Consider the following 12529-nt stretch of genomic DNA (forward strand, 5'->3'; position numbering starts at 1 on the left):
CGGTGGATTATCCGCCGCCGCCGTTTATCATGGAAGAAGAGGCGGAAATGGCCGAGCTATTTAATTTCATCAATGATCTTATCTGGAATTCCGTCCTGATATATCTGCTGATAGGCACCGGGCTTTGGTTTACGCTGCGCTCCGGTTTTATCCAGTTTCGCCACTTTTTACATATCTTCTCCATCCTGAAAGGATCGAACCAGGCCGACCGCGCCGGCATCTCGCCCTTTCAAGCCTTGTGCACCACCCTGGCGGCGCGTATCGGCTGCGGCAATCTCACCGGCGTGGTCCTGGCGCTGGTGGTGGGCGGGCCGGGCGCCATCGTCTGGATGTGGCTGGCGGCGTTTATCGGCATGGCCACCGCCTTTGTGGAAAGCACGCTGGCGCAGCTCTATAAAGTACGCGACGCGCAGGGCAATTTTCGCGGCGGTCCGGCCTGGTACATGGAGAAAGGCCTGGGCCTGCGCTGGATGGGCATATTGTTTTCCTGCTTCCTGCTGGTGGGCTACGGCGGCATATTCAACTCGGTACAGGCCGGGGCGATTGCCCAATCGCTGCAGGGCGCGTTCGGTTATAAATCCTACCAGATCGGCCTGGGGCTGGTGGCGCTGACCGCCCTGGCCATCTTCGGCGGGGTGCGGATCATTGCCCGCCTGTCGCAATGGATAGTACCGGCCATGGCGCTGCTCTACGTTATCCTGGCGGGTTGGACGGCGGCCCATAATATAGGCAGGCTGGCCGACGTGGCCGAACTGGTGTTCAGCAGCGCGTTCGGACTGCGCCAGGCCGCCGCAGGGGTAGCCGGCTACGGGATATCCCAGGCGATTTTCCTGGGGGTGCAGCGGGGATTGTTCTCCAACGAGGCCGGCATGGGTTCGGCGCCCAATATCGCCGCCGCCGCCACCCCCTGGCCGCCGCATCCAGCCTCCCAGGGCTATATACAAATGCTGGCGGTGTTTATCGACACCATCGTGATATGCAGCGCCACCGCCGCCATCATCCTCACGTCCGGGGCGTTGGATCAGGCCACGCCCCCGCAGCCGGGCTTCGCCTTGATCCAGCAATCCATCGCCTCCGTGGGCGGCGCATGGAGCACCTGGTTCATGGTGATCATTATTTTTATATTCGCTTTCACCTCCATCATCGGCAACTACGCCTATGCGGAAAGCAGCCTGCGATTCTTCCGCCGCTGCCCCCGAGGGCTGATATGGCTGTTTCGCTTGCTGACGCTTACGATGGTGATGTTCGGCTGCCTGGCCGACATGCCGGTATTGTGGCGGCTGGCGGATATGGCGATGGGGTTGATGACCCTCACCAATCTCATCGCGCTGCTGCTGCTGTCGCGTATCGCGTTAATGCTGGCGCGTGATTACAATAGCCAGCGCAATATCGGTAAATTACCGACCTTCTACGCCGCTAATTTCCCCGCTATCGCCGACCAGCTGTCACCGGGAATCTGGGACCGGCCGGCAGCGCCTAAATGAGAAGAGACACAGGACCGGAAAAATATGCTTATCGTTATCTCTCCAGCCAAAACGCTGGATTACCAAAGCCCGCCGGCTACCCGGCGCTACAGCCGGCCGGCGCTGCTGGAAAGCTCAAAACAGCTCATGGCGATATGCCGGAAGCTAACGCCGGCGCAGTTGTCCGCGCTTATGGGCATCAGCGATAAACTGGCCAGTCTTAATGTGGCGCGCTTCCAGTCATGGCAGGAGGAGTTCACCCCCGACAACGCCCGCCAGGCGATTCTGGCGTTTAAAGGCGATGTTTATAACGGCTTGCGGGCCGACACCTTCGACGAAGAGGATTTTGATTTCGCCCAGACTCATCTGCGCATTCTGTCCGGGCTGTACGGCATATTACGCCCGCTCGATCTGATGCAGCCCTACCGGCTGGAAATGGGCATCAAACTTGCCAATCCGCGGGGAGCCGATTTATACCGGTTCTGGGGGGATACGCTGACCGACACATTGCAGGAAGCGCTGGAGGAGCAACAAGACGACGTGTTGATTAACCTGGCATCGGAAGAGTACTTCAGAGCGGTCAATGAGAAAAAACTGGCGGGACGCATCATCAAGCCGGTCTTTCTCGATCAGAAAAACGGCAAATACAAAGTCATCAGCTTCAACGCCAAAAAGGCCCGCGGCATGATGAGCCGCTTTATCATTACCGGCAGGCTATCGCGCCCGGAACAGCTTACCGAATTTCATGACGGCGGCTATGTTTATGACGCCGCGCAATCCAGCGAAACCGAATTTATCTTCAAACGGCCGGAGCGCCCCGCAGAGCGGTAGGCACGCCGGCACCGATCGTGCAACGAGCCTGTTAAAGGGAGAGCATGCCGATGGGGTCGAAGCAGGCGTGGTTTTCCCGCCTGCCCGAGCGCCCCATGGCATGGTAGGCCCGCCAGCGCCGATCGTGCAGCGATCGCGTTAAAGGGAGAGCATGCCGATGGGGTCGAAGCAGGCGTGGTTTTCCCGCCTGCCCGAGCGCCCCATGGCATGGTAGGCCCGCCAGCGCCGATCGTGCAGGCCCGCCACATGCCGGACTCCCGGCGTTTTACGCCGGCAAATCCATCAGCAGCCGGCGCAATTGCGCAAAATCCGCCGGCAGCTGCCGCGACAGCAGCGGCAGCGTAGCCCGCAGCGCCAGCGCCTTCGGCAACGGCAAGGAACTGCCCAGCACCTCGTCCACCGTCTCCTTGAATTTCGCCGGATGGGCGGTGCCGAGGAACAAACCGAACTCGCCGGGCTTCAGTTGATCCCGCAGCAACCGATAGGCAATAGCGGCATGGGGTTCTGAAATATAGCCCAGCGCCGCCAGCTCACGCATGGTCTCCCGCGTAATATCATCGCTCACGCTGCCATAGGACAAACTGTCCAGGCGCCAGTTCTTGCGACGGAAAAGCTCCTCCACCCGCGGCCAGTTGTTCGGCTGGCTGACATCCATCGCATTGGACAGGGTGGTAACGGTAGGATTGGGCAACCACCGGCCGCCGGACAAAAATCGCGGCACGGTATCATTGGCGTTGGTGGCTGCAATAAAACGCTTAACGGGCAGGCCCAGCGACATAGCCAGCAAACCGGCGGTCAAATCGCCGAAGTTGCCGCTGGGCACCGAGACCACCAGTTGATTGCGCGCTTCCTGCGGCAGCTGCGATACCGCTTCAAAATAGTAACAAATCTGCGCCAGCAGACGGCTGATATTAATGGAGTTAGCCGAATTCAAGCCCAGCTCGCGTTTTAACGGCTCATCGTCAAACGCCTGTTTCACCAGCGCCTGACAGGCATCGAAATCGCTTTCAACGGCAACGGTGTGGATATTGCCGCCGAGGGTGCAAAACAGCTTTTCCTGCAGCGGGCTGATTTTACCCTTCGGATAAAGAATCACCACCCGCACGTTATCCAGTCCGTAAAAGGCGTGCGCCACCGCGGCGCCGGTATCGCCTGAGGTGGCGGTGAGAATGGTCACCGGCTCGCCTTTGGCCACCTCGGTCAGCATCTGCGCCATAAAACGGCCGCCGAAATCCTTGAACGCCAGGGTCGGCCCGTGGAACAGCTCCAGGGCGGCAATATCCGCCGAAATATTCACCACCGGCGCCGGGAATTCGAAAGCGGCGTTCACGCGCTTGTGTATGACTTCCAGGGGCAACTCATCGCCGATATAGGCCGACAGGATGCGAGCGCTGCGGGTCACCAGATCGAGCTTAAGCAGCTCATCGATTTGCGTCGGGGTAAACTCCGGCAGGTCTCGCGGAAAAAACAATCCCTGTTGACGCCCCAGCCCTTGCTTGATCGCCTGCGCGAAGCTGACCTGCTCGTTGTGATCTTTAATATTATACAGTTTCATGCGTTATCCCATCACTCGCGCGCCGGTGGTATCCAGGCGACAGATATGAACAAATCCTTCGTCGTTTTGCAGGTAGTGCTGCGCCAGCCAATCCGCCAGACGCTGCGCGGTATCCTCCCGATCGCACACCGCGAACATCGTCGGACCGGATCCGGAGATGCCGCAGGCCAGCGCGCCTATCTGGGTCGCCGCATGGCGCGCCTCGATAAATCCCGGCAGCAGACGGGTACGGTACGGCTCGGCGATGACGTCCTTCATCAGCTTGGCCGCCAGGGCGGGCTGCTGGGTATGGCTGGCGTGAATAAACCCCGCCAGGAAACGGCCGTGGCTGATACAGTCCTGGCGGCGATACTGCGCCGGCAATATCGCCCGCGCCTCGGCGGTGGAGACCTTGATGCCCGGGTAGGCCATGACCCACAGCCATTCGCTGAAACCGGGAATCTGCTGGCTGATGATACTGTTCTCTTCCAGCATCAGCTGGATGCCGCCGAGAAAACAGGGCGCCACATTATCGTAATGGATGCTGCCGGAAATGCGCCCTTCCATTTCTCCCATCAGCGTCAGCATATGGTTTTCGTCCAGGGGATAATCGCAGTAGGCGTTCATCGCTACCAGCGCCGCCACCACTGAACAGGCGCTGGAGCCCAGGCCGGAGCCGATAGGCATGTTTTTTTCCAGCATCATGGCTACCGGAACGGTTTTACCCACCGCCTGGCAAAATCGCTGCCAGCATTGATAAACGATGTTCTGCTGCGGATCCGCCGGCAGCTTGCCGGCAAAGCGACCTTGATTGGTCAGGCTGAACTGCGCCGCGGCTTCCACCGTCACACAATCCCCCAGCAGCGTACCGTCCACCGGCGAAACCGCCGCCCCCAGCACATCGAAGCCGACACTGACATTACCTATTGATGCCGGCGCATACACCTTAACCATTTTAAACTCCCAGCTTCCATGACAGCGTACGCAAAAGATCCGCAAAGACACCGGCGGCCGTTACTTCGTTGCCGGCGCCGTAACCGCGCAATACCAGCGGCAACGGTTGATAATAACGGGTGTAAAAGGCCAGTGCGTTTTCACCATCCTTCACTTTGTATAACGGATTATTACCGTCCACCGCGGCGATTCTCACCCGGCATCGGCCATCGTCGATACTGGCGACATAACGCAACACCTTGCCCTCATCACGGGCCGCCGCCACTTTGGCGCCGAAGGCATCGTCAATCTCCGGCAGCCTGGCCATAAACGTCTCCACTTCGCCGCCGTCGTCAAACCCTTCCGGCAACACGGGCTCCACCTCCACATCCGCCAGTTCCAGCTGATGGCCGGCCTCACGGGCAAGGATCAGTAACTTACGCGCAACATCCGTACCTGACAAGTCATCCCGCGGATCGGGCTCGGTAAACCCCAGTTCTTTCGCCGCCAGCGTCGCAGCCGACAGCGACAGTCCTTCATCCAGTTTGCCGAAAATATAGGACAGGGATCCGGAAAGGATACCGGAAAACCGCGTCAATTCATCGCCGGCATTCAGCAGATTCTGTAAATTCTCGATCACCGGCAAACCGGCGCCGACGTTGGTATCGTAAAGGAATTTACGGCGCGATCCCGCCGCCGCCCCGCGCATTTGCCGGTAATACTGCATGGATGAGGTGTTGGCCTTTTTATTGGGGGTCACCACATGAAAACCGTCGGCCAGAAAATCGGCGTATTGATCGGCAATCGCCGCGCTGCTGGTGCAGTCAACGATAACCGGATTAAGCAGATGATACTCTTTCACCAGGCGGATAAGCCGTCCCAGATTAAAAGGCTCCCGGGCCTGCGCCAGCTCCTCCTGCCAGCTATCCAGCGCGATGCCGTGGACATTGGTGAGCAGCGCCTTTGAATTGGCGATACCGCACACCCGCAGATCGATATGCTTCTCTTTAAGCCATTGGTGCTGGCGGCGGATTTGCTCCAGCAATGCGCCGGCAACCCCGCCCGAACCGATGACGAACACTTCGATAACCTGATCGGTATTGAAGAGCATCTGGTGGGCGACACGCACCCCGGTGGTGGTAAGATCATTATCCACCACCACCGAGATCGACCGTTCGGATGAGCCCTGGGCGATGGCGATGATATTGATATTGGCCCGCGCCAGCGCCGCGAACAGCTTGGCGGACAGCCCGCGCTGAGTGCGCATCCCGTCGCCAATGACCGAAATGATCGCCAGTTTGTTCATAATATCCAGCGGTTCCAGCAGGCCGTCCTTAAGCTCCAGGTAGAACTCATCTTCCAGGGCCTTGCGGGCGGCGTTTAATTCATTTTGCGGCACGCAGAAGCTGATGCTGTATTCCGACGAGGACTGGGTTATCAACACCACCGAACTGCCGGCGCGGGACATGGCGGCGAAAACCCGCGCGGCCATGCCGATCATCCCTTTCATGCCCGGACCGGATACGTTAATCATCGCCATATTATTAAGGTGCGTAATTCCCTTCACCGGATTGGACAGGTCCGGATCGGTACGGCCGATCAACGTTCCCGGCGCCTGCGGGTTTTCGGTATTTTTTATCAGACAGGGAATCTGGAAGCGGGCGATGGGGGCAATGGTGCGGGGATGCAGCACCTTGGCGCCGAAGTAGGAGAGCTCCATCGCCTCCTGATAGGACATGGATTTCAGCAGGCGCGCATCCGGCACCTGGCGCGGATCGCAGGTATAAACCCCGTCCACGTCGGTCCATATTTCACAGCAATCGGCGCGCAGACAGGCGGCCAATACCGCGGCGGAATAGTCGGAGCCGTTACGCCCCAGCACCACCAGTTCCCCTTTCTCGTTGCCGGCGGTAAAACCGGCCATCAGAATAATATGATCCGGCGGGATAGCGGCATCATTGATACGCCGGGTAGATTCCACGATGTCTACGGTGGATTCCAGGAATCCGCCCTGCGCCAGCAGCTTCTCCACCGGATTGATGACCGTCACGGCAAAACCGCGGGCGATAAACACCGCCTCCATAATGGCGATGGACAGCTTTTCACCGCGGCAAATGATGGCGGCGTTGATGCTGTCGGGGCACTGCTTGAGCAGGCTGATGCCGTGCAGCAACTGTTTGATTTGGGCGAATTCCTGCTCCACCAATATCCGTAAAGCGATGTAGTCGAGCCCTCGCTGCGTCTGGGACAAACCCAGCAGCAGGTCGGCGAAGATCTGTTCGGCATCATGCATGGTGGGCTGGATATCCATGCCGGCGAGCGTCTTTTCGATCATCGAAACCAGATGGTTGGTGATTTTGGCGGGTGCGGAAAGCACCGTGGCGACCTGTCCCTGCCCTGCATTGCTTTCAATGATATCGGCCACCCGGCTGAACCGCTCAGCGTTGGCCACCGAGGTACCACCGAATTTCAGTACTCGCATTTGTTTTTTTCTCCTGAATTGAAGCTTAAAAAAAAGCCCGCACTGTCAAGGTGCGGGCTTTTTCTGTTTATCCTGTATGCGTCAGCCCGCACCGCTACCTGTGGTATCGGTGGTGGTAATAATAATGGTGCTCGGGCTGATAGTACGCATGTATGGAACAATCTATAGTATTTTTCTATGCCCTATTGGTTAAAGCAATCAGGCTATAAAGTCAATTTTATTTTTGTGTTTGCTGCTTTATTGCACAGCATCACCCACCTTATTTTTACCCGCCATTTTGATTAATTAGCCGGTAAAATAGTTAATAACATCATTTGATACAGTTTTATACACCACAAACATGGCGCGAATCGGCATCATAGGCTACGCATGATTTTCCGTAGCCTGCGGCAAAGAATTCGGGACAGGCGAAAACGTGCCCGGCCCGTCGCGCGATAAAACCAATCCCGGCGCGGTAAGATGTCGCCCGCCTGAGCATGGCAAGAACATTGAGGCGGGGACGCTATTTTACCTGGCGGCAGCGCGCTGAAATGAGCCGGGACGGCAGTCACAGGATATTAACAATGGCATGGACCGGAGCATAACGGCAAAATGGCTGACTCGTCCTTCACAGGCAGGTAATGGCCGTATATAAGAAAAAATTATCACATGTCCTTATTTTTCAGCCAGTTATTTTGAGTCCATTTTAGATTTCATTGCCTAGGGCATAAGGCTTGAGACACTCAGCTGAATCGAGGATATTCCCCTGAGGAAAGTTATCGAATATGCTGGTATATAAAGGAATTCCCCTTAATGCATTTAATGTTTGTCGGTAATTTGATATATGTCAGCAAAATGAAATTTTCTTGAGTGTTAAATTCGGTTAGCACTGTTATAGTGTTGTTAATAAGGGTAAGCTATAGGGCATTTGAGCTTGAGAAAAGCGGCCCAGAATCAGGTTAGCGGTGCCAAGGTTTATCCAAAGTTAATCACCTGGAGCACGTTTATGTACTTTAGCCTCATCGCACGGGGGGTTTGGCGTTATTCTCCTGGCCATGATGAAGATGACCGCGGCTTTTGTACTTCCTCTTTCAATTTGTTGGTAATTTAGGTAGCAAACATGCAGACCCCGCACATTCTTATTGTTGAAGATGAGTCAGTCACCCGCAATACCCTCAAAAGCATTTTCGAAGCCGAGGGCTATATGGTTCATGAAGCCACCGACGGTGCAGAGATGCATCAGGTTCTGTCGGAAAACGACATCAATCTGGTCATCATGGATATCAACCTGCCGGGTAAAAATGGTTTACTGCTGGCCCGGGAATTACGGGAGCATGCGAGTGTCGCGCTGATGTTTTTAACCGGACGCGATAATGAAGTGGATAAAATTCTCGGTTTGGAAATCGGCGCCGACGATTATATTACCAAGCCGTTCAATCCGCGGGAACTCACCATCCGCGCACGTAATCTGTTGTCGCGCACCATGAACCTTGGCAGCGGCGGCGAAGAGCGCAAGCTGGTGGAAAGCTATAAATTCAACGGATGGGAACTTGATATCAATAGCCGTTCATTGTTAAGCCCCAACGGCGATCACTATAAACTCCCCCGTAGCGAATTTCGCGCCATGCTGCACTTCTGCGAAAATCCGGGCAAAATCCAGTCCCGCGCCGAACTGTTGAAAAAGATGACCGGCCGCGAACTCAAAGCCCACGATCGCACCGTCGATGTCACCATCAGACGCATTCGCAAACATTTCGAATCCACCCCCGATACGCCGGAAATCATCGCCACCATTCATGGCGAAGGCTATCGTTTTTGCGGCGATCTGGAAGAATAGCCTTGGCGTTCCCGTCCTAATACCGGACGCGGGCGACCGCCGCCGGTGTTACGACGGCTTTGCCTTAAGGATGCTGTGTGGACCATGGGATAATCGGCACCGCGCTCAGGGCGTTTTTCGGCGACCCGTCAACCACCCGGTCAGAATATGACAGGTAGACCAGCGCATTACGTTTTGCATCATAAAAACGAACCACCTGCAACCGCTTGAATATCAGCGACGTACGCTTTTGAAAGACCACGCTACCCGATTCCTTACCGTTCTTGATTTCATCCGTCAGGGTAATCGGTCCGACCTGCTGGCAGGAAATCGCCGCATCGGACGTATCCTCGGCCAGGCCCAGACCGCCCTTGATACCGCCCGTTTTAGCGCGGCTGAGATAACAGGTAACATTTTTGACGTCGGGATCGTCAAACGCTTCCACCACAATCTTATGGTCCGGACCGAAGAGTTTGAATACCGTGTCCACCGAACCGACTTCTTCGGAACGGGCGACGCTTGAACCCAGCAGGCTGAGGAATAATGCCGATAACAACAATTTTTTCATGGGATTAGGCTTCTTTATCTGGTTGATGCTGCCCTGTGGCAGGCTTTTTTGACGTTGTCACTGTACTGCTAACATGGCTCAGAATAATAAGCTAATAAATCTTTGACGATCTATGTGCAAAAAAATTGGTATCATGCGTCAACTTTTTAATTTTCTCGCCCTAAACCCTATTTATGCCGAGTTGCAGCAAGGCGGCGAAATCGTGACAAATCTGTTCGAACAGATTTGAACAGCGCTTGCGCCGGCCCGCAAGGGTGAACCTCAGATAAGAGGTTCATCATCCCCAGGAGCTTAGGTGGCTAAGCGACTGGGGTGAGCGAGTGCAGCCAGCACAGCTGCGGCTTTGAAGATGAAGGGTATAAACGCTTTTTGAGGATGATCTATGGATCAAGCCGGTATAATACGTGATCTGTTAAGCTGGTTGGAGGGCCATTTGGACCAGCCGTTGTCCCTGGACAATGTCGCCGCGAAAGCAGGTTATTCCAAATGGCATTTGCAGCGGATGTTTAAAGAAGTAACAGGTCATGCAATCGGTGCGTACATCAGAGCCCGCAGGCTATCCAAAGCGGCGGTGGCGTTACGCCTTACCAGCCGGCCTATCCTGGATATTGCTCTGCAATATCGCTTCGATTCGCAACAAACCTTTACCCGGGCGTTCAAAAAACAGTTTATTCAGACGCCGGCATTGTATCGCCGCTCGGAAGAGTGGGATTCCAGCGGCATTCGCCCCCCGATCCGGCTGGAGAAGTATGAGATGCCCACGCCGGAGTTCATTGTCTTGCCGCCGATGCATTTGGTGGGAATGACCCAAAGCTACTCCTGTACCCTGGAGCAAATCAGCTCCTTTCGCAGCGAGCTGCGTATCCACTTCTGGCGGCAATATCTGGGGGAGGCGAAATGCATCCCGCCGATACTGTATGGTTTGCATCACTCCCGTCCCAGCCATGAAAAGGATGATGAACAGGAGGTCCTTTACACTACCGCCATCGAGCCGCAGGACGTGCCGGAAAACATACTGAGCGGGCAACCTATCGACCTGGAGGGCGGCGACTATGCCCAGTTCATTTATGAAGGACCGGCGGACGGTTTGCAAAGCTTTATCCTGGCCTTATACGGCACCTGCCTGCCGACGCTGAGGATGACCCGGCGCAAAGGTCATGACATAGAGCGGTTCTATCCGCAAGAACGCGCGCCGGATGCGCCACGGCCCCTCTCCATACGGTGCGAATATCTGATCCCGGTCCGGCGCTAACGCTGAACCTCATCCAGCGCGGGCCTGTCCAGATGCGAGACATCGCCCGCGGTTTCCACCACCCAGCCGGGAGCAAGCCACGGGCTCTGCTGGTAATCCATGCGCGAGAGCGAGCAGTTACGCAGCCGCAGCCGGCGCTCCGCGTAGGGGGGCAACCCCAGTACGGTACTGATAAGACAGCCCAGCGCCATGCCGTGACTCACCAGCAAAGGCAGGCTGCCCGGCGGTAAATCGCGGCAACCGTCCAGTACCGCCTGCATCCGCAGCGACAGCTCGGTCATCGACTCTCCCTGGGGAATACGACCGTCCGGCGTGCCGTCCACCAGCTGTTTGCGCCAGCTCTCTTCTTCCGCGGTCAAGGTATCGATATCGCGCATTTCCAGTACGCCCATGTCCAGCTCCCGCAGGCGGGGATCCAGCAAAACATCGCAATTGCATGCCCGGGCGATAATTTCGGCGGTATGGCGTGTACGGCCAAGGTCGCTGCTGATAATATGAGTGATTCCTAATAACTTAGCGCGCTCAGCAACTTGCCGTGCCTGACGTTCGCCATTGGCGGTTAATGTACTGTCGGACTGCCCCTGAATTCGGCGCAAGGCATTCCACTCTGTTTCGCCATGGCGAACAAGATAGACCTGTAACATGGTGTTTTTCCGTTATACTGCGTGAAAATGACTGGAGTAATAAAAACGATATGTTTCATGTTGTAGCTGCAACGACCAATCCGGCTAAAATCGATGCCATTGCCCAGGCCTTCAACGACACCTACGGGCTTGAAAGCTGCCGGGTGGAGGGGATAGATGTCGATAGCGGCGTGCCTTCCCAGCCGATGGGCAATATCGAAACGCGCAGCGGCGCGCGCAATCGGGTAATGGCCGCGCGCCAGGTTTGTCCCGAGGCTGATTTCTGGGTCGGCGTTGAGGCTGGTATTGAAGATAATATGACCTTTGCCTGGATGGTGATCGAAAATACGCATTTGCGGGGCGAATCGCGCTCTGCCAGTTTAATATTACCAGAAAGTATATTACAGGGAATCACCGAGGGGCGAGAATTGGGGCAGGAAATGGCGAGATTAACCGGAATAAAGGATATAAAACGTCAAGGCGGCGCGATCGGCGTGTTTACCGCCGGGAAACTGACCCGCAGCAGCGTCTATCATCAGGCGCTGATACTTGCGCTGGTTCCGTTTCACAACGATATTTACCAAATCCGCGGCCACCATCCGGAATAGCGCCCCGGCACTGTTTATGCCCGCAGAACGCCGATGTTCCGGTCCGGCCCTGTTCCGGTTCATTGAGGCCGGAAGCTATTCCGGTAATTCAAGCAAATGCCGTTTCAGCCAGCCTATCAATTCAGGCGACGCCGCTTTGAGGCTGTTGGAACCGCGGGTGATGGTGGCAATACCAGTGCCCAGTTCGTTTTTCAGCTCCCGCTGGCTCTTCTCCCCCGCCAAAAGCGCCCGGACGATTCGAATGCGCATACCTATCGCTTCCCGTTCGTCCGCGGTTAGCATGAGCTGTAATAACGGTACATGCACCCCATCGGCAAACGCCTGCCCCAGCAACGCGGCGAAATGCTGCCAGTCAGGATCCTGCTTTTCCTGGCCGGCTGAATCGGAATGTGATGTTTGGATCATATCGGACCGCCATACCCATTAACGAGTACAGCAGT

At 56.1% G+C, this 12529-nt stretch carries 12 protein-coding genes and 1 other annotated feature; of the genes, 5 read left to right on the plus strand and 7 right to left on the minus strand.

Features of this window, described 5'->3' with window-relative positions; all coding sequences use genetic code 11:
• Positions 1-47 precede the first annotated feature (47 nt).
• Positions 48-1484, plus strand: coding sequence for an alanine/glycine:cation symporter family protein (locus ACL2XO_RS22625; RefSeq protein WP_413743100.1), 1437 nt, complete (start codon positions 48-50; stop codon positions 1482-1484).
• A 24-nt stretch (positions 1485-1508) separates the two neighbouring features.
• Positions 1509-2294 (plus strand): peroxide stress protein YaaA, encoded by a 786-nt coding sequence (gene yaaA / locus ACL2XO_RS22630; RefSeq protein ID WP_413741566.1) that lies wholly within the window; start codon positions 1509-1511, stop codon positions 2292-2294.
• A 265-nt stretch (positions 2295-2559) separates the two neighbouring features.
• Here the strand turns inward: yaaA and thrC are convergent, their stop codons facing one another.
• From thrC to thrL, 4 genes are all read right to left on the minus strand, one after another.
• Positions 2560-3849 carry a threonine synthase gene (thrC, locus tag ACL2XO_RS22635; RefSeq protein ID WP_413741567.1) on the minus strand — a complete coding sequence of 430 codons (1290 nt, stop codon included), beginning with the start codon at positions 3847-3849 and terminating at the stop codon, positions 2560-2562.
• Between the two features lie 3 nt (positions 3850-3852).
• Complete coding sequence (gene thrB / locus ACL2XO_RS22640; RefSeq protein ID WP_413741568.1) at positions 3853-4782, minus strand: homoserine kinase; 930 nt, start codon at positions 4780-4782, stop codon at positions 3853-3855.
• Position 4783: 1 nt separating this feature from the next.
• The gene (gene thrA, locus ACL2XO_RS22645; protein WP_413741569.1) at positions 4784-7243 is read right to left on the minus strand and encodes a bifunctional aspartate kinase/homoserine dehydrogenase I; all 2460 of its coding nucleotides are present in this window, start codon (positions 7241-7243) and stop codon (positions 4784-4786) included.
• A 26-nt stretch (positions 7244-7269) separates the two neighbouring features.
• Positions 7270-7386 (minus strand) — a sequence feature (Thr leader region).
• Positions 7325-7393 carry a thr operon leader peptide gene (thrL, locus tag ACL2XO_RS22650; protein ID WP_132928007.1) on the minus strand — a complete coding sequence of 23 codons (69 nt, stop codon included), beginning with the start codon at positions 7391-7393 and terminating at the stop codon, positions 7325-7327. (Overlaps the previous feature by 62 nt.)
• Before the next feature lie 949 nt (positions 7394-8342).
• On the opposite strand from thrL, the gene arcA reads away from it, so the two are divergent.
• Entirely contained in the window at positions 8343-9059 is a 717-nt protein-coding gene (gene arcA / locus ACL2XO_RS22655) for a two-component system response regulator ArcA (protein ID WP_132925870.1), read from the plus strand.
• A 64-nt stretch (positions 9060-9123) separates the two neighbouring features.
• Here the strand turns inward: arcA and creA are convergent, their stop codons facing one another.
• On the minus strand, positions 9124-9606 hold the full coding sequence (gene creA / locus ACL2XO_RS22660; RefSeq protein ID WP_132925868.1) for a protein CreA: 483 nt from the start codon (positions 9604-9606) through the stop codon (positions 9124-9126).
• Positions 9607-9988: 382 nt separating this feature from the next.
• Between creA and robA the strand changes: the two genes are divergently transcribed.
• A complete protein-coding gene (gene robA / locus ACL2XO_RS22665) occupies positions 9989-10858 on the plus strand; it encodes an MDR efflux pump AcrAB transcriptional activator RobA (protein ID WP_132925866.1) in 870 nt (289 codons plus the stop codon).
• On the opposite strand, the gene gpmB is transcribed toward robA, so the two are convergent.
• Positions 10855-11502 (minus strand): 2,3-diphosphoglycerate-dependent phosphoglycerate mutase GpmB, encoded by a 648-nt coding sequence (gene gpmB, locus ACL2XO_RS22670; RefSeq protein ID WP_132925864.1) that lies wholly within the window; start codon positions 11500-11502, stop codon positions 10855-10857. The two genes, robA and gpmB, sit on opposite strands and share 4 nt — an antisense overlap.
• Before the next feature lie 50 nt (positions 11503-11552).
• Between gpmB and yjjX the strand changes: the two genes are divergently transcribed.
• Positions 11553-12089: an inosine/xanthosine triphosphatase gene (yjjX, locus tag ACL2XO_RS22675; protein WP_132925862.1), complete on the plus strand. Its 537-nt coding sequence runs from the start codon at positions 11553-11555 to the stop codon at positions 12087-12089.
• A 75-nt stretch (positions 12090-12164) separates the two neighbouring features.
• On the opposite strand, the gene trpR is transcribed toward yjjX, so the two are convergent.
• Positions 12165-12494 carry a trp operon repressor gene (gene trpR, locus ACL2XO_RS22680; protein WP_132925860.1) on the minus strand — a complete coding sequence of 110 codons (330 nt, stop codon included), beginning with the start codon at positions 12492-12494 and terminating at the stop codon, positions 12165-12167.
• Positions 12495-12529 lie beyond the last annotated feature (35 nt).

It is taken from the genome of Sodalis sp. RH15 (genome assembly GCF_047324255.1).
In the GTDB taxonomy this organism is placed as follows: domain Bacteria; phylum Pseudomonadota; class Gammaproteobacteria; order Enterobacterales; family Enterobacteriaceae; genus Acerihabitans; species Acerihabitans ligni.

Coding starts and splice junctions, on each gene's coding strand:
- ACL2XO_RS22625 (WP_413743100.1), top strand. CDS start 48: ATGGCCGAGCTATTTAATTTCATCAATGATCTTATCTGGAATTCCGTC.
- yaaA (WP_413741566.1), top strand. CDS start 1,509: ATGCTTATCGTTATCTCTCCAGCCAAAACGCTGGATTACCAAAGCCCG.
- thrC (WP_413741567.1), bottom strand. CDS start 3,849: ATGAAACTGTATAATATTAAAGATCACAACGAGCAGGTCAGCTTCGCG.
- thrB (WP_413741568.1), bottom strand. CDS start 4,782: ATGGTTAAGGTGTATGCGCCGGCATCAATAGGTAATGTCAGTGTCGGC.
- thrA (WP_413741569.1), bottom strand. CDS start 7,243: ATGCGAGTACTGAAATTCGGTGGTACCTCGGTGGCCAACGCTGAGCGG.
- arcA (WP_132925870.1), top strand. CDS start 8,343: ATGCAGACCCCGCACATTCTTATTGTTGAAGATGAGTCAGTCACCCGC.
- creA (WP_132925868.1), bottom strand. CDS start 9,606: ATGAAAAAATTGTTGTTATCGGCATTATTCCTCAGCCTGCTGGGTTCA.
- robA (WP_132925866.1), top strand. CDS start 9,989: ATGGATCAAGCCGGTATAATACGTGATCTGTTAAGCTGGTTGGAGGGC.
- gpmB (WP_132925864.1), bottom strand. CDS start 11,502: ATGTTACAGGTCTATCTTGTTCGCCATGGCGAAACAGAGTGGAATGCC.
- yjjX (WP_132925862.1), top strand. CDS start 11,553: ATGTTTCATGTTGTAGCTGCAACGACCAATCCGGCTAAAATCGATGCC.
- trpR (WP_132925860.1), bottom strand. CDS start 12,494: ATGATCCAAACATCACATTCCGATTCAGCCGGCCAGGAAAAGCAGGAT.